This is a genomic window from Helicobacter pullorum NCTC 12824 (genome assembly GCF_017979475.1).
GTDB classification, from domain to species: Bacteria; Campylobacterota; Campylobacteria; order Campylobacterales; family Helicobacteraceae; genus Helicobacter_D; species Helicobacter_D pullorum.
In genome coordinates this window covers 1-16,433 of record NZ_JAERIT010000004.1, presented here as the reverse complement: position 1 = coordinate 16,433, position 16,433 = coordinate 1, and the positions used below count along the sequence as shown (strand labels likewise).

The following is a 16,433-nucleotide window of genomic DNA, read 5'->3' as shown; positions in this document are numbered from 1 at the left end:
TAATCACTCCCCATATCCATATTTTTCTACCACAAAATCAATATCTTTATCACCCCGTCCGCTAAGATTGACAAGGATTTTTTTGCCCTTTAGCTCTGGGGCAATTTTGAGTGCATAAGCTAGGGCATGGCTAGATTCAATAGCTGGGATTATGCCCTCTTTTTTGCTAAGTTCAAAAAACGCATTAATCGCCTCTTTATCATTTATAGCTGCGACTTTGGTGCGTCCGATACTATGCAAATACGCATGTTCTGGTCCTACACTCGGATAGTCAAGCCCACTTGCCACGCTATGTACCGCTGCAGGCTCTCCACTAGAATCTTTTAGCATAATGCTATTAAACCCATGCATTACACCTTCACTCCCATAGCTAAGGCTTGCAGCATGCTCTCCTAAGCTACTTCCACGCCCCAAAGGCTCCACTCCCACAAGCTCCACCGCATCATCGATAAATCCGCTAAAAATCCCCATCGCATTGCTTCCACCGCCTACACACGCGGCGACAATATCGGGCAGCTCTCCTGTCATCTCCAAAAACTGCTCTTTAGATTCAACGCCCACAACAGCCTGAAAATCCCGCACCATCTTAGGAAAGGGGTGAGGTCCCACCACCGAACCAATGGCGTAAATACTATTAACCGGGTCACTCAAATACGCCTCAAATGCTGAATCTACCGCTTCTTTAAGCGTCTTTGCTCCCGCACTCACACTCACGACTTTTGCACCCAAAATCTTCATTCTCACGACATTTGGACGCTCTTTGGCAATATCTACTTCCCCCATATGAATCTCACATTCCAATCCAAAATAAGCTGCTGCAGTCGCCAAAGCCACTCCATGCTGTCCCGCACCCGTCTCGGCAATTAATTTCTTTTTGCCCATAAATTTTGCTAGTAGTGCCTCACCCATACAATGATTGAGCTTGTGTGCTCCCGTGTGGTTTAAATCTTCGCGTTTGAGGTAGATTCCCGCTCCGCCGTATTCTTTAGTGAGATTGTGTGCGAAATAAATAGGCGTGGGGCGACCTTGGAAGTGCTTGCGAATCTTGCGTAGCTCGGCGATAAAATCACTATTTTGTGCGATTAAATTATATGCTTGCTCAATCTCTTTCATAGCCTTTGCTATCGGCTCTGGGACAAAGCTCCCGCCAAACTTGCCAAAATATCCATTGCTATCTGGGAATTGCTTAAGATAGGGTTTTTGCATACTATATCCTTTGTGGCTAAATTTTATATTAGATTATACCCTAACCTTGCCAAAATATCCATGCAAATCAAAAATAAACCCATCACAAAACCTGCCACCTTATAACTTAAACTCTAAATCCTTAATCCGTTTTGGCAAATCATTTTGCACACAATTCCCATGACTCTTAGCCTCTAAAACTTGTTGAGCACTATAAGGATTAATAAGAATTTTTTCATTGCAAAAAGCATTTAAAACGCTTGCTATTTCACTAAGGAAGGCATTGTACTGATTTTGTTCATAAGTTTTTTGCAAGATATTATTCGTAATGAAAAATCCATATTGCTCTAATAAATTCTGAAGCTTATAGGATATTTGCATGGGTTTTGTGGGGCTTATTTCAAAAATCAATCTACTAAATATTTGGGGAAATATTACTCCAAAGTTTATGTGATCGCATAAGATTATAAACATTGTCTCTTTGTATTCGATTCTAAATCTTAAATTTAAATTATAAAAAAGCAAAACCAATGCGTTTGCAATTTGCTGTTTTACTTCAAAAGTATTGAGAAAATGCCACACTTGACCTTTATTTTTCAATTTCTGAAAGGAAATATTTTGCAGATTTATCGTATCTTTTCCACCATATTTCTTAATCCAAATTTTGTGATTCAACTCCCATTCACCAAAAACATGCAAACTAGCAGGATTACTCCAAAATTTCGTATTTTCGCATGTATGGACAAGTTTAAGCGGTATTGCATCACATGTATCATGCCAAGGGATAACATTATAGCCCAAATCCCTAGCGTCCCTAAAAGAAAAATCATAAAATGTGGCTATCATTCCAATGACTGCCTCATCAATTGATAATTTCCCTCCTTTTGCACAAAAGTCAATCAACATTTCAAAACATTCTTGAGTGAGATTTGCTGGGGCTTTGTCAAAGATTCTTTTAAAAACACAATAAACGCCTGCATTATGCCCTTGCACTCCATCAACCTTTTTGCCTCTATATTTTTCCAAATACTCCTTAGTGAAAGCTCTCTCAAACAAATAAGCCCCCAAATAATCCACATCATCTTGCTTAATTAGCTCTTGCAAAGAATCCAAACAAAGCATATCAACATCAAGGAAAACAGCACTATTGGTTCTGGCTCTCCTTAAAATATCAAAAATATGGTATTTACAATAGATAAGTTTGGAATATCTTTTGGTAAAAACAGCATTCTTAACTACTTCATTATCTTGAATATCCCTCAAAAAATCCTCATTGCTATATCTTTCAAAGATGATTTTATCTTGCCAAATACTTTGTATTTTTCCTCTAGTTTCCTCATCAATCCCATCATACATTACATAGATTTTATCGATTAAATCCTCATTGTATCGTTTAAGCCCAATAATCATATTTGCCAAAGCAAAATCATATTTCTCATCGCAAACCATAAAAATAGTAGTTTTATTGGGAATGGTTACTTCTACAATGCTTGTAATATCTAATGGGCTATTTTGCCCCCCCCCCCCGCTAATTTGTCTATCATTTACTTGCCTTTTAAGTTTCATTTCAAATTTGGAAATTATAGTAAATCGTTACTTAAAAATATTAAATCAAGCCACTTTTCTCATTGCAAACACAACAACTTTGAAATACCGCAAAACAAATCTATAATCACAGAATCATTAGCAAAATCTCCACTGTATTATTGCAAGATTTTTCAATAACACATCATTATTTTATTTAAAGCTTTAAGTTATATTTTTGTATGATTTCAAATTATTTTAACTTGGGAAGTTTTTATGCAAAAGCTTAATTACAAAGATTCGGGCGTAGATATTGCAGAGGGAAATGCACTAGTTGAAAACCTCAAAGGACTTGTTAAATCCACTTTTAATGCTAATGTATTAGGTGGGATTGGCTCCTTTAGTGGTGCTTATGCACTTCCTAGTGGATATAAAGAACCAGTGATTTTAGCTGCTACTGATGGTGTAGGGACAAAACTTCGCTTAGCTATTGATTATGGAATCTTAAATGGTGTAGGGATTGATTTAGTTGCTATGTGTGTCAATGACCTTATTTGCAACTTCGCTACTCCATTATTTTTCTTAGATTATTATGCCACAGGCAAGCTAGATAAAACAAAAGCTTTAGAAGTTATCAAAGGAATCACTCAAGGTTGCCTAGAAGCACAATGTGCTCTCATTGGCGGAGAAACTGCAGAAATGCCGGGAATGTATGAAAAAGAAGATTTTGACCTTGCGGGATTTGCAGTTGGAATTGGAGAAAAAGAAATCATCCAAAGAGGAAGTCAAGCTAAAGTTGGAGATGTCCTCATTGCACTTCCAAGTAGCGGAATCCACTCTAATGGCTATTCTTTAGTCCGCAAGATTCTTACCCAAAATAATATCGACTTAGAAAGTATTTTTGAAGGAAAACCACTCATTGAAACACTTTTAACACCTACAAAAATCTATGTTCAAACCTTCAAAAAACTTCAAGACAAAATCAATGCCTTAGCTCATATTACAGGTGGTGGGCTTATTGAAAACCTCCCTAGATGTTTGCCAAACAACATTGATGCAATAATAGAAGAACGCAAGATTCAAACTCCACCTATTTTTAATCTACTTTCCAAATACACCGAAGAATCCGATAAATACAGAACTTTCAATATGGGTGTAGGAATGGTGCTTGTTTGCTCTCAAGAAAATGCAGATTTAGTAGCAAAAGAATCAGGTGGTTATATTTTTGGGGAATTAAAAGAAGGGAATAACAAAGTAATTTTTGTTTAATGCTATTTTTTTGGTATAATTAAACATTATTTATAAATTATCAAAAGGATTTGATTATATGCTAGATAGCATAAAACGCTTTTTCAAAATTTACCCCATTCCTATCTTTGTGCTTTTGTTGGTATTTATCATTTATTATTCTGTATTTGAAATATTAAGAAAGCAAGAAATTGTTTCTACCCAACCTATCACAGAAGCAGAATCTATGCAAAATGAATTTGTTGCACCATTGCAACCACAGCAAAATACTCAAACACAAAAAAATGAAAACCCTATTCCCCAAAAACCTATTCCCACCAAACAAGAAACGCCTACACAAAATACAAAAACTTATATTACAACAAAAGTGAGAGCCCTCAATATTCGTCAAGAACCAAATACAACCTCACCTATAATAGGCAAATTAACCTCTAATATGCAAGCTGTAATCTTAGAAGACAATGGGGAATGGCTCTTAATTGGTGCTGCTCAAAACAATAATACTTTGGGTTGGGTCCTAAAAAATTATACAAAAATCCTCCCCAAAACACCGATAATTCACGATATGGAAGAGATTACACTAGATATTCATATACCTCAATACTACACTTCCAAAGTCCCTCGCCTCAATATTCGTCAAGAACCAAATACAACCAGCAATGTTTTAGGCACTTTAACTCCCGATGATAGCATAGAAATTTTAGAGACAAAGGGCGATTGGGTGAGATTCCAAGATATTAATCCCTCCTCTCAAAAAAATGGTTGGGTTATGCGTAGATTCCTCAAAGAGATTTGATAATGCAATTTGCAGTCATAGGTAATCCAATCTCCCATTCCCTCTCACCTATTTTGCACAACACTGCTTTTAAAGCACTAAAAATCAATGGTTTTTATGGGCGTTACTGCTTAGAAGATTCAAAAGATTTTCTTTGCCTCAAAGCCCTTCATCTAAAAGGGGCAAATATCACAATTCCTTTCAAAGAGACAGCTTTCTTGCACTGCACAAAGGTTTTTGGAATAGCACAACAAATCAAAGCAGTAAATACTATCCTTTTTAAAGATAATCAAATTTTTGGCTACAACACCGATGCACTCGGATTTTATCAATGTATAGAAAAATACCCTTTAAAAAATGCTTTGATTTTGGGTGCTGGCGGTTCTGCAAAAGCGGTTGCTTGTATTTTGCAAGAAAAAGGAATCCACACTACCATTCTAAACCGCTCACAAGCTAGACTTGATACCTTTATCGAGCTTGGTTTTCACACTTCAACTTATGAAAATTTCACCCAAAAAGAATCCTATGACATCATTATCAACACAACTCCTTCTGGGCTAACTAATGACTCTCTACCATTAGATAAAACAAAACTTACTTCCATTTTAGAAAGCTCTCAACTTGCATTTGATTTAGTTTATGGTATCCAAACGCCTTTTTTGCAACTTGCTAAGAATCTACACATTCCATTCCAAGATGGCAAAAATATGCTTATCAACCAAGCAATCCTTGCTTTTGAAATTTTTATGGAATCGCTGGATATTTCTTTTGATAAAAATCTCCTCATTAAAAGCATGCAAAATGCTCTTTAAAAACTTATTTATGCTACAATAAAAGAAAAGGAGAGACAATGAATGTTACAATCACTTCACGCCATCTTGAATTAACAGATTCTATCAAAGATTACATTTTACGCCTTAGTCAAAGTTTAGAAAAATACAACTTAGACATTTTAAGCACACGAGTGGTTATCTCATACCAAGAAAAAAAGGGCAAAGAAAAGAAAAAACGCTCTTATATGATTGATATTACTATCTCCATTGCAAAAGCAAACACCGTAGTTATTAGCCAAAAAGACAAAGATTTATATGCAGCAGCTGATTTGGCTTTTTCTCGTATGCACAAGATTTTGCGTCGATACCATGATAAAATAAACTACAAACAAGCCATACCAAGTGAAGAAATTATGGCAGCAGAGATTTTACGCAATGAAGCAACTGCTTCTAATCAAGAAGATGAAATTGTCCCAATGGATTTAGACTTGCATAAACCACTAGATATAGAAGACGCACTAGAAAGGTTAAAAAGCAGCTCCCAGCAATTCTTTGTTTTTAATGATAAAGATTCCAAAATGCGTGTTATTTACAAAAGAATTGATGGCAAATACGGACTCTATTAAAAAAATTTATTTAGTAGGTGGGGCAATAAGAGATTATCTACTAGGTTTCCCCACAAAAGATAAAGATTATGTTGCAGTAGGCTCTGATGAAGACGATTTCATCAATTATCCAAAAGTTGGAAAAATATTTCCTGTTTTTTTAATAGATTCTCACACTCAAATCGCCCTTGCAAGGACAGAAACCAAAACCACAAATGGCTATAATGGCTTTAGTTATCAAACCAAAAATATCACCCTCACACAAGATCTAAAAAGGCGTGATTTAACCATTAATTCTATGGCATTAGATTTACAAACCCATCATATCATTGATCCCTTTAATGGCAAAAAAGATTTACAAAACAAAATCCTACGCCATACCTCACAAGCTTTCTGCGAAGACCCTTTGAGAGTTTTAAGAATTGCAAGGTTTAGAGCCAAATTAGGCATTAAATGGAAAATCCACCCAAGCACAAAAGCCCTCATCTACACCATGAAAAAAGAATTGAAATTTTTAGAACCCAATCGAATCTACCAAGAAACCATAACCGCCCTTTCTTACAAAAACTCTCATTTGTTTTTTGAAACCCTTTTTGAACTCGGTGTTTTAGAGGAAATTTTTCCTTCTATTTATGCACTTACAACACTCAAAGAAGGTAGCCTCTATCATCTTGAATCCTCAGTTTTTGTCCATACAATGGAGGTTTTAAAATTGCTTTGTTCAAATTCAACACTTCTCAAACTCGCAGCCCTCTATCATGATATTGCAAAACCCTATACTTATCGTCATTTTGGTAACTCCAATGGGCATGATAACCCAAAAATCGTAGAATCCTTAATCGATATGCAAATTCCAAAAAACATCAAAAAACAAATGCTAATATTAATCGCCAATCACATTAAAATTTCCCATTTGTCCCAAATGCGTCCAAACAAGATTCTTCATTTCTTTGAAAGTTTTAATAAAGATAAAATGCTCCTAAAAGCACAAATTAAGCTTTTTTATGCCGACCAAAAAGGAAGAATCAGCGATTATCAAATCCCCTCTCTCCCTCTTAAACTCATATTCAAAATCTTTTATGCACTCCAAGATTACTCACCACAAGAGTGGATAATCTCCCAAGCTAATAAGCCATCAGGAAATACCATCAAAAACTATGTTTTGAACTCCAAAATAAAGCTTATCAAAAGCATTCTCCAAAAAGAAAATTGCCTATAACTTTTATTATCTATAAGCAATTTCTCCATGCAAAGATTGATCCAAGCCATTAACTTCTTGCACTTCCTCCACTCTAAGCGGACTAAAAAATGAAATAACTTTCAAAATCACAAAACTTGTTATAGCCGATAAAACAAAACAAGCCAAAATTGCCACTATCTGCACTCCAAGCAAAGCAAAGTCTCCACTATAAAACAATCCTTCACTTGCTGCTTCTTTGCTTACAATGCCATTAACTGAACTTGTAGCAAAAAGCCCTGTGGCAATTCCTCCCCAAATTCCGCCTACTCCATGCAATCCAAAAGCATCCAAAGTATCATCATAGCCAAATTTAGACTTCAAATAACTAATCGCAAAAAAGCAAATAGGGGAAGCCAAAAACCCAATCAACACCGCCACAAATGGAGTAACAAAGCCCGCTGATGGCGTGATAGAAACAAGCCCAGCAACAATCCCTGTAATGCTACCAAGCAATGTTGGTTTTCCAAATTTCACCCATTCAATCATCATCCAAGATAACATTGCCCCAACAACAGCAAAGTTAGTTGTCAAAAACGCATTAACCGCAACAGAATTAACACTCAAAGCACTACCTGTGTTAAATCCAAGCCAACCAATCCAAAGAAAAACTGCACCAATAAATGAAAGGGGCAAATTATGTGGCACAATCCCTTTTGCATACTTTCTTTTTCCAAGCATTATGCACCCTACAAGCCCAGCCACTCCTGCTGCAATATGCACAACTCCACCGCCTGCAAAATCCAAAGAGCCTATTTTCATAAGCCAGCCTCCACCCCATACCCAATGTGCCAAAATATCATACACAAAAGTACTCCAACACAAAATAAAAATCAACAACACCCCAAAACGCATTCTCTCCGCAAAAGAACCCGTAATAATCGCTGCTCCAATCACTGCAAAAAGCATTTGAAAAAATACAAAAAGATTCTCACTAATCATTCCAATACTTTCTCCCTCAATACCTACCAAAAATATATGATTCAAATTTCCAATGACCAATCCAATATCATCACCAAAAGCCAAAGTATAGCCCACAATCACCCATTGAATCGCTACAAGTGCATAAAGCATAATGCTATTAATTGTCGTGCTTAGCACATTGTTTCTATTGACCATTCCAGAATAAAACATACCCAAAGCAGGTGTCATCAACAAAACCAATCCACTACAAGCAATCAAAAACAAAGTATCTACTGCGGATACTTCATTTTCAGCACCAAATCCAAAAACACAAAAAAACAAAAATAACAAAACTTTTTTCATCTTCTCTCCCTATACATTTTAATGCTTTAAATAGCCTCTGTCCCCTCTTCATTAGTGCGAATCCTAATCACATTAGACACAGGCAAAATAATAATCTTTCCATCTCCAACATTTCCGGTATTAAGGCACTTTTTAGCCACTTCTACAATCTCATTTACCATACTTTCTTTGCTCAAAATCTCCACTCTTACTTTTGGCAGCAAATCAATCGTCATTTCATTCCCCCGATACACTTCAGTTTTGCCTTTTTGATTCCCTGCTCCCATTACATTGCTAACTGTCATTCCCTTGATTCCTTTTTGTGAAAGCGAATCTTTTAAAATATTCAGCTTTTCAGAACGCGTAATAATCTCTACCTTATAAATTTTTTCCATATTTATCCTTTTTGCTGTTAAAATTGCAGTTGGAATTATACAAACTTAAATATTAACTTAATTTTAAAAACTATATTTTTTTTTTAAAATTATAATTATAAACTATTTTTGTACAATACTCTAATTTATTTTATGAAGGATATTAACTTTGAATCAAACCCTACCCATTGATGACTTTCTTGCACAAAAATTTTCCACTATCATTGATGTTCGCTCACCCAAAGAATACGAACACTCTCATATCCCCAATGCTATAAACTTCCCTGTTTTAAATGATGAGGAATTCCAACAAATTGGCACACTTTACAAAAAAGATTCTTTTAATGCCAAAATCCTTGGAGCAAGTTTTGTTTGCAAAAATATCTCTCACCACCTCTTAAATTTAAAACATCAAATCACTCCAGCCCGCCCTTTTGGCATTTATTGTGCTAGAGGCGGAATGCGAAGCAACTCTTTTGGAATCGTCCTAAAAAATATCGGTTATCGTGTAGTTGTTTTAAAAGGTGGCTACAAATCCTATCGCACAGAAGTAACCCAAACACTGCAAGATAAGCCAAACCACAATTTCATCACACTCATAGGACCAACAGGCAGCGGCAAAAGTGAAATAATCCACGCCTTTGATGATTCTTTGGATATTGAGGGGATTGCTAGACATTTAGGTTCAAGCTTTGGTGGGATTTATGGAATGCAACCCAGTGTTAAAATGTTTCAAAACCTATTATTTGAACGCCTAAAATCCCTCACAAATTCCCCTTTTGTTTTAGTAGAGGGAGAAAGCAAAAAACTTGGAAATTTAATTTTGCCAAGCCCACTTTATCAATCCTACCACAATGCACCCAAAATCCTAATACTCTCGCCTCTAGAACAAAGAATCCAAAGAATCGTTGCACAATATGGTAAAATTTCACAAGATTTTTTCAAAAATTCTATGCAAAAAATAGCACCTTTTATGAAAAAACAATTTTGGCAAGAAGCACAAGAAGCCTTTTTGCGAAGAGATTTACAAAAAGTTGCAGAAATTTTGCTTGTAGAATATTATGATAAAGTGTATAAAAAAGAATCTTTTAAAAGTGTGATTTACTACCAAAATACCACACAAGTTATCGAAGAAATCAAGGCATTTGCAAAAGAATTTTATAAAATAAAGGAATAAAACTTGGATAGTTATGAATATGGAGAATTACTCAAAGAGCTAGAAATAAAGCGACAAAATATTGAAAAAATTATGCAACCAAGCAAACTTGAATCTAGAATAAAAGAGATTGAAACCCTAGAGCAACAAAAAGAATTTTGGGAAGATTCCAAAAAAGCAGGGGAATATCAAAAAGAAAAAAAACGCTGTGAGAGGCAACTAGAAAAATTCCAAGAAGCTAATCTTGCATTAAATGACGCAAAAGAGCTTTTTGAGATTTCAAGCGATGATGAACAAACCCTAAATGAGCTTTTTAGTGAAGCAAATTCCCTAGAAGAGCAGATTAAAAAAGCTGAAATTGAAGTTATGTTGAGCGATGAGCTAGATTCTAATAATGCAATTTTTACCATCACTCCCGGAGCTGGGGGGACAGAATCTCAAGATTGGGCAAGTATGCTTTATCGTATGTATCTAAGATGGGCAGAAAGAAGAGGTTTTAAAGTAGAGCTTTTGGATTATCAAGAAGGCGATGAAGCAGGAATCAAAGATGCAAGCTTTATTATCAAGGGCGAAAACGCTTATGGTTATGCTAAAGTCGAAAATGGAATACACAGGCTTGTGCGAATCTCGCCTTTTGATTCTAATGCCAAAAGGCACACAAGCTTTGCATCCGTGCAAGTAACACCCGAAATTGACGATAATATTGAAATTGAAATTGAAGAAAAAGATTTACGCATTGATACTTATCGTGCTAGCGGTGCTGGGGGACAGCATATCAACAAAACAGAATCTGCAATCCGTATTACCCATATCCCAACAGGAATAGTAGTGCAATGCCAAAATGATAGAAGCCAGCACAAAAACAAAGCAACTGCATTAAAAATGCTAAAATCCAAACTCTATGAACTTGAAGCACAAAAACGCAATGAGCAAACCTCTAATGATGACAAAAGTGAGATTGGCTGGGGACATCAAATCCGCTCTTATGTGCTTGCACCTTATCAGCAAATTAAAGATTTACGCTCCAATATCGCTTATAGCAATGTTGAAGCGATTTTGGATGGAGATATTGATGCGATTTTAGAAGGTGTGCTTATCCATATTAATTCCAAACAATAAGCCTAAGAGGGCATTTGCCTCAATTAAGCAAATTGCCCTTTGATTTCCTCGCACCATTCTTGAATCCTTTGCTCTGTCAAATCCTCTTGATTATCCTCATCTAAGATCAATCCCACAAATTTACCATCTACCACAGAATCCGAATCTTCATATTCATAGCCCTTTGTGCTAGTTTGCCCAATGATTTTTGCATTTTTTAGTAATTTATAAATCTCATAAAGCCCATTGCAAAATGTATCACCATAGGTATCTTGATCACCAAGCCCCACTAATGCAACTACTTTCCCATCAAAATCTTCTTCTTTTAGAGAGCTTAGAAAATCCTCCCAATCTCCCTGTATATCTCCACTTCCATAAGTAGGTGTAGCCAAAATAAGATTTTTAAACCCTTTTAATTCCTCTTTATTTGCCTTAGCTACATCAAAAATTTCTACATTCTGCAATTTTTGTGCAATCTTTTCTGCCACTTTTTGAGTATTTCCACTATCACTACCATAAAATAAACCGATTTTTTCCATAATCTAAACTCCTATTAAACTAATTTTTGCGAGAGTTTAAAATAAAAATTCTTAAAAAATAATTATAATAATGCTTATTATTAATATAATTAAATATTAATTTCCCCAAATCATTAAAACCTGCCATAATTTCTACAATAAAACCGCCAAAAACCTTGCAACTTCACTATACTTTTTATATAATTCAAAAATTTAATTTTCACATAAGGGATATTCCATCGATACTTTATTTGTTATTGTTTGCGTTCTTGCAATGGCTGTTGTTTCTGGCATTATTTTAAATAAACTCAAAATACCTACCATTATTGGTTATATTGTTACAGGGGTTCTAACCGCCTATGTATTCCACTTCCGCGTTGAAGATTCTGCGGATTTAAATGGTATTGCAGAATTAGGAATTGTTTTTTTGATGTTTATGATAGGGCTTGATTTTAGTTTCAAAAAAATGTCCTCTATCAAGCAGGAAGTTTTCTTATTTGGTGGTTTGCAAATCGGGCTTTCTATGCTTACCTTTTTTTCAATTTGCTATTTTATTTTTGGTTTCAATTTTGATACTTCTATCATCGTAGCAAGTGCAGTTAGCCTCTCCTCTACTGCTATTGTCCTAAAGCATCTCAATGAAATCAACCAAACCAAAACTTCTTATGGGGTGGCTTCTGTTGGTATCTTGATTTTCCAAGATTTAGCTGTTATTCCTATTCTTTTGATGATTAAGCTTCTAAGCAGCAAAAATCTTGCTTTAAGCGACCTTATGATTACCACTGGTATCTCTGCTGTTATTGTTGTTATCTTGCTTTTATTGCCGGGTAGATTCTTAGCAAAACTCATCTTAAGATATTCTGCCAAAATGAAAACTGATGAAATTTTCGTAGGAACTGTGTTTCTTATCGTCTTAGGTTCTGCTTATCTTAGTCAATATTTTGGTTTTTCTTTGACTTTGGGTGCATTTTTATCTGGTATGATTATCTCAAGCACTCCTTATAAATACCAAGTTGCTTCTGTTTTGGTGTATTTCCGAGACCTTTTGTTGGGGATATTTTTCATCACTATTGGAATGCAAGTTGATATTGCATTTTTGGTAAAATATTTTGCAATTATTCTTATCTTAGTTGCCCTAACCCTATTTGCCAAAACCCTCATTATGTTTATTTTCCTAAGCTTCTTTAGAGGTGCAAAAATCGCTATGAAAATCGCCCTTTCTCTTTCACAAATCGGGGAATTTTCTTTTGCTATTTTCTTGCTTGCAAGTCAGCACAAAATCCTCAATCTACAATTAGATGGCGGAATCTTAAAATATATTTTTGGCGCAGAATTTTTTGCCTCTATCACCTCCACTGAGATTCATCAATTCTTAACCCTTATGGTGATTTTCTCTATGATAGCCACGCCTTTTATTTTGGATAATCTTGATAAATGCACCGCATTTGCCCTAAAATTAATGCGTATTCCACAAAAATTTACCAAAAAACAAACCGAAGACAATCAAGAACAAGAAGAAAATCCAAAAAAACGCATTGTAGTTTGCGGTTATGGACTTGTGGGACAAAAAATCTTTCAATTTTTCAAAGATTATGATATAGAAATTTTTGGGGTAGATTCTAATTATGAACGAGTAGAAAAAGGCATTATTCAAGGTGATAAAATCATTTATGGGAACATTACAGATAAGATGATTTTTAGGGAAATTGAGATTGAAAAAGTGACTGCTATTATTCTTTGCATTGAATCCCCTGTGGAAATAGAAAAAGCTTGCAGGCACATCATCTCTCTATCCCGCTATACCAAAATCATCGTCCAAACAAGAGATAATGCACTAGAAGCCGAGCTTAAAGCAATGGGGCTTTATGGAGTGATTAATTCCACACGAGAAATCGCTACAACCCTTTCAAATCTTGCCCTTGAAGCAATCAAAGAAGAGGAAGAAAAGCAAGAAGAGAAGCCAGAAAGCTAAACAATCATTTTCTCAAGCATGATTGCTAGCACAAATACATACATCGCCAAAAGTGCGTATTTGTGCTTTTTTGCATCAATTACACTCAAAATCCAAATCCCAATCCTAACTCCAATCAAAGAGGCAATCCCCACAAGAAAGCCTTGCTTATAATCCACATACCCATGCATTGCCAAAGAAGTGAAGCCAGATACAGAAGAGAAAATCACAAAAAACAAAGATATAGGAACGATTTTTTTGGAACTATATCCCAAATAATACGCCAAAAGTGGTGCTAGCATCATTCCACCACCAATTCCCAAAGAAATCGCAAAGATTCCAACCACACAACCCCCAGCAATCAAAAATAACGCAGAATTTCTCCCCTCATCAATCCTCCGCTCTCCCCCATAAGCATTTGCTCTAAAAAACTTTATAATACTATAAACAATAAAACAAGTAAAAACAATTTCCAAAATATTTGAAGGCACATTATCAACAATCACTCCGCTAAAAGAAGCACCTATTAATCCCCCTATCCCCACAAAAACCCCATCTTTAAAATCAAGATTTTTCTTTTTGTAATTCACATAAGAACCATAAATGGAGGAAAAAATCATTTGCATAATTGAAATTCCAATAGCGATTTTAATATCATTCCCAAACAAAATCATCATAGGCACAATAATCGCTCCACCCCCGATTCCAAAAAACCCAGCCAAGATTCCAGAGTATTCCAACCCCCAAAAGTCCGAGAATATTCAAAGGCTCTAATGCCAAAAATTCCATAAAATAACCTTTAATTTTGAATTGCTATATTTTATTATAAAAATAAGTCAAAAATTGCTAAAATATTCAAAAATTATGGAGAATCTAAAAAGCTAAATGGAAAATATAAAAATCACCCATTTTGTCCAGTCCGCTGGTTGAGCTGCAAAAGTAGGTCTGGAAGACCTATCACATCTCTCTTGCAAACTCAAAAACAACAAAGATTCAAATATCCTTGTTGGTTTCAGCGGAAACGAAGATGCCGGAATCTATAAAATCAGCGATGAACTTGCAATTGTACAAAGTGCAGATTTCATTACGCCACTTGTCAATGATCCTTACACTTATGGACAAATTGCAGCAGCAAATTCCCTAAGCGACATTTATGCAATGGGGGGAGAAGTCAAAACCGCTCTAAATCTCTTAATGTGGGATAATTGCCATTTGGATTCTCAAATGATAGAAGCTATTTTAGAAGGGGGATTATCCAAAATCAAAGAAGCTGGCGGTGTCTTACTTGGCGGGCACACAATTGCTGATAAAGAACAAAAATATGGTTTAAGCGTTACAGGCATCATTCACCCTCAAAAAATTTGGCACAACAATACCGCTCAAATAGGCGATGTGCTAATCTTGACTAAACCCATTGGAATGGGTATTTTGACAACTGCCCTCAAAGCAGATATGCTAGATTCTCCAACTCAAGTCAAAATTTCAGAGATTATGGCAACACTCAACCAAAAAGCCGCCAAAATCGCCTCCAAATACACCATTCACGCTTGCACCGATATTACAGGCTATGGACTTTTGGGGCATTTATACGAAATGACAAACCCCTCTATTTCACTTCATCTTTATTCTAATCAAATTCCCCTCTTACAAGAAGCCATAGAGTTTGCACAAATGGGGATTATCCCCGGCGGCAGCCATTCTAACCAAAAAGCCATTGCCAAACACTGCCATTTTAAACTCACTCCTAATTCAATCTACCAAAATTTAGAAATTCTACTTTTTGATGCACAAACTTCCGGCGGTTTAGTGTTTGCCACTCCACAAAATCAAGCCCAAGAATTGCTTAATGAACTCAAAAATGAGGGTGTTACCTATGCACAAATCATCGGAGAAGTTCTACCAGCTGACAACTTCCCACTAAACATTTCCTAACCTCCCATTGAATAGATTAAAGATTCTTGATTCAATCCCCAAAGTTTAGATAAATCTTCTAATGATTAGATTCAAGAATTGCAAAGATTCAAATTTCAACGATAATAATTCAATCCCCAAATCCTAGAATCAAATCTCTACACTGATTCATTACATTAGCGATATTGATTATTGATTATATTGTTTGCATTAATTATTTATTATAGTAGTTAGATATTAGTTATAATCAAACTAAGCCAAGCAAAAAATAATGCCTAGCTTATTATTCAATTCAATATTAAAGAGAAGCAAAGATTCTATAAAAGAATCTTTGATAAATGAAAGTTTATCTTGTAAGAGATTTAGTATAAAGCCTATCTATAAAAGTATCTTGAATAAATTAATTCTCATCTATTACAAGAACTTTATAGATTAAGGTTTTATCTTGTAAAAGAATCTTCAAGAAATCAAATCTCATCTTTTACAAGAAATTAAAAAATCTAAGAAATTAAAGTTTAGCTTTATTAATTCTAAGTCTATCTTGCAAAAGATTTAGCATAAAGTTTATCTATAAAAATATCTTGAATAGATTAATCTCGTTTCTAAAGTCTTTTACAAGAATTTCTCACTTTAAGAGTGAGTGTTCTACCACCACACTCCTAATCTAATATACCCTGCATGAGATTGAACTCCATTTGCAAAGATACCACTATAATTTAAAGCAATGTTAGCATTCTCTCCTAAAGCATAGCTTATTCCTACTTGAGTAGTTCCATAGAGTTCTTCTACATTAATATCTGCAGATTGTTTTAATCCAGCAATAACACCACTTC

At 35.2% G+C, this 16,433-nt stretch carries 15 protein-coding genes and 1 pseudogene; 9 read left to right on the top strand and 7 right to left on the bottom strand.

Annotated features, from left to right (window positions below; translation table 11 throughout):
* Positions 1 to 3 precede the first annotated feature (3 nt).
* A complete protein-coding gene (trpB, locus tag JJQ98_RS03810) occupies positions 4 to 1,206 on the bottom strand; it encodes a tryptophan synthase subunit beta (protein WP_151104839.1) in 1,203 nt (400 codons plus the stop codon).
* A 99-nt stretch (positions 1,207 to 1,305) separates the two neighbouring features.
* On the bottom strand, positions 1,306 to 2,751 hold the full coding sequence (locus JJQ98_RS03805; RefSeq protein WP_151104840.1) for a glycosyltransferase: 1,446 nt from the start codon (positions 2,749 to 2,751) through the stop codon (positions 1,306 to 1,308).
* A gap of 234 nt (positions 2,752 to 2,985) precedes the next feature.
* Between JJQ98_RS03805 and purM the strand changes: the two genes are divergently transcribed.
* Genes purM through JJQ98_RS03780 form a run of 5 tightly spaced genes read left to right on the top strand, consistent with a single transcriptional unit; the run spans position 2,986 to position 7,329 of the window.
* Positions 2,986 to 3,978 carry a phosphoribosylformylglycinamidine cyclo-ligase gene (gene purM / locus JJQ98_RS03800; RefSeq protein ID WP_151104841.1) on the top strand — a complete coding sequence of 331 codons (993 nt, stop codon included), beginning with the start codon at positions 2,986 to 2,988 and terminating at the stop codon, positions 3,976 to 3,978.
* 58 nt (positions 3,979 to 4,036) lie between these two features.
* Positions 4,037 to 4,753, top strand: a complete 717-nt coding sequence (locus tag JJQ98_RS03795; protein ID WP_065827001.1) for an SH3 domain-containing protein — start codon at positions 4,037 to 4,039, stop codon at positions 4,751 to 4,753.
* 2 nt (positions 4,754 to 4,755) lie between these two features.
* Positions 4,756 to 5,544 carry a shikimate dehydrogenase gene (locus JJQ98_RS03790; protein WP_065827643.1) on the top strand — a complete coding sequence of 263 codons (789 nt, stop codon included), beginning with the start codon at positions 4,756 to 4,758 and terminating at the stop codon, positions 5,542 to 5,544.
* A 38-nt stretch (positions 5,545 to 5,582) separates the two neighbouring features.
* The gene (gene hpf, locus JJQ98_RS03785) at positions 5,583 to 6,131 is read left to right on the top strand and encodes a ribosome hibernation-promoting factor, HPF/YfiA family (protein WP_005023372.1); all 549 of its coding nucleotides are present in this window, start codon (positions 5,583 to 5,585) and stop codon (positions 6,129 to 6,131) included.
* A complete protein-coding gene (locus JJQ98_RS03780) occupies positions 6,109 to 7,329 on the top strand; it encodes a tRNA nucleotidyltransferase/poly(A) polymerase-related protein (RefSeq protein ID WP_151104842.1) in 1,221 nt (406 codons plus the stop codon). Before hpf ends, JJQ98_RS03780 begins: the two co-directional genes overlap by 23 nt.
* A 6-nt stretch (positions 7,330 to 7,335) precedes the next feature.
* On the opposite strand, the gene JJQ98_RS03775 is transcribed toward JJQ98_RS03780, so the two are convergent.
* Both JJQ98_RS03775 and JJQ98_RS03770 read right to left on the bottom strand, forming a co-directional pair.
* Positions 7,336 to 8,613, bottom strand: a complete 1,278-nt coding sequence (locus tag JJQ98_RS03775; RefSeq protein ID WP_005023377.1) for an ammonium transporter — start codon at positions 8,611 to 8,613, stop codon at positions 7,336 to 7,338.
* A 26-nt stretch (positions 8,614 to 8,639) separates the two neighbouring features.
* The gene (locus JJQ98_RS03770) at positions 8,640 to 8,987 is read right to left on the bottom strand and encodes a P-II family nitrogen regulator (protein ID WP_005023379.1); all 348 of its coding nucleotides are present in this window, start codon (positions 8,985 to 8,987) and stop codon (positions 8,640 to 8,642) included.
* Positions 8,988 to 9,135: 148 nt separating this feature from the next.
* Between JJQ98_RS03770 and mnmH the strand changes: the two genes are divergently transcribed.
* Both mnmH and prfB read left to right on the top strand, forming a co-directional pair.
* Positions 9,136 to 10,143, top strand: coding sequence for a tRNA 2-selenouridine(34) synthase MnmH (gene mnmH / locus JJQ98_RS03765; RefSeq protein WP_151104843.1), 1,008 nt, complete (start codon positions 9,136 to 9,138; stop codon positions 10,141 to 10,143).
* Between the two features lie 3 nt (positions 10,144 to 10,146).
* Positions 10,147 to 11,241 (top strand): peptide chain release factor 2, encoded by a 1,095-nt coding sequence (gene prfB, locus JJQ98_RS03760; protein WP_065828554.1) that lies wholly within the window; start codon positions 10,147 to 10,149, stop codon positions 11,239 to 11,241.
* Positions 11,242 to 11,264: 23 nt separating this feature from the next.
* On the opposite strand, the gene JJQ98_RS03755 is transcribed toward prfB, so the two are convergent.
* Positions 11,265 to 11,759, bottom strand: a complete 495-nt coding sequence (locus tag JJQ98_RS03755; protein WP_005023386.1) for a flavodoxin — start codon at positions 11,757 to 11,759, stop codon at positions 11,265 to 11,267.
* A gap of 253 nt (positions 11,760 to 12,012) precedes the next feature.
* Between JJQ98_RS03755 and JJQ98_RS03750 the strand changes: the two genes are divergently transcribed.
* A complete protein-coding gene (locus JJQ98_RS03750) occupies positions 12,013 to 13,710 on the top strand; it encodes a cation:proton antiporter domain-containing protein (RefSeq protein WP_040500157.1) in 1,698 nt (565 codons plus the stop codon).
* Here the strand turns inward: JJQ98_RS03750 and JJQ98_RS03745 are convergent.
* A complete protein-coding gene (locus JJQ98_RS03745) occupies positions 13,707 to 14,429 on the bottom strand; it encodes a sulfite exporter TauE/SafE family protein (RefSeq protein WP_345719227.1) in 723 nt (240 codons plus the stop codon). The two genes, JJQ98_RS03750 and JJQ98_RS03745, sit on opposite strands and share 4 nt — an antisense overlap.
* Before the next feature lie 202 nt (positions 14,430 to 14,631).
* Between JJQ98_RS03745 and selD the strand changes: the two are divergent.
* Positions 14,632 to 15,621 (top strand): annotated as a pseudogene (gene selD, locus JJQ98_RS03740) (selenide, water dikinase SelD); the annotation flags it as partial.
* A 624-nt stretch (positions 15,622 to 16,245) separates the two neighbouring features.
* On the opposite strand, the gene JJQ98_RS03735 reads toward selD, so the two are convergent.
* On the bottom strand, positions 16,246 to 16,433 hold a 188-nt coding region (locus JJQ98_RS03735; RefSeq protein ID WP_210670779.1), incomplete at its 5' end, for a hypothetical protein.

Coding starts and splice junctions, on each gene's coding strand:
- JJQ98_RS03775 (WP_005023377.1), bottom strand. CDS start 8,613: ATGAAAAAAGTTTTGTTATTTTTGTTTTTTTGTGTTTTTGGATTTGGT.
- JJQ98_RS03750 (WP_040500157.1), top strand. CDS start 12,013: ATGGCTGTTGTTTCTGGCATTATTTTAAATAAACTCAAAATACCTACC.
- JJQ98_RS03790 (WP_065827643.1), top strand. CDS start 4,756: ATGCAATTTGCAGTCATAGGTAATCCAATCTCCCATTCCCTCTCACCT.
- hpf (WP_005023372.1), top strand. CDS start 5,583: ATGAATGTTACAATCACTTCACGCCATCTTGAATTAACAGATTCTATC.
- JJQ98_RS03805 (WP_151104840.1), bottom strand. CDS start 2,751: ATGAAACTTAAAAGGCAAGTAAATGATAGACAAATTAGCGGGGGGGGG.
- JJQ98_RS03795 (WP_065827001.1), top strand. CDS start 4,037: ATGCTAGATAGCATAAAACGCTTTTTCAAAATTTACCCCATTCCTATC.
- JJQ98_RS03770 (WP_005023379.1), bottom strand. CDS start 8,987: ATGGAAAAAATTTATAAGGTAGAGATTATTACGCGTTCTGAAAAGCTG.
- JJQ98_RS03780 (WP_151104842.1), top strand. CDS start 6,109: ATGGCAAATACGGACTCTATTAAAAAAATTTATTTAGTAGGTGGGGCA.
- purM (WP_151104841.1), top strand. CDS start 2,986: ATGCAAAAGCTTAATTACAAAGATTCGGGCGTAGATATTGCAGAGGGA.
- trpB (WP_151104839.1), bottom strand. CDS start 1,206: ATGCAAAAACCCTATCTTAAGCAATTCCCAGATAGCAATGGATATTTT.
- JJQ98_RS03755 (WP_005023386.1), bottom strand. CDS start 11,759: ATGGAAAAAATCGGTTTATTTTATGGTAGTGATAGTGGAAATACTCAA.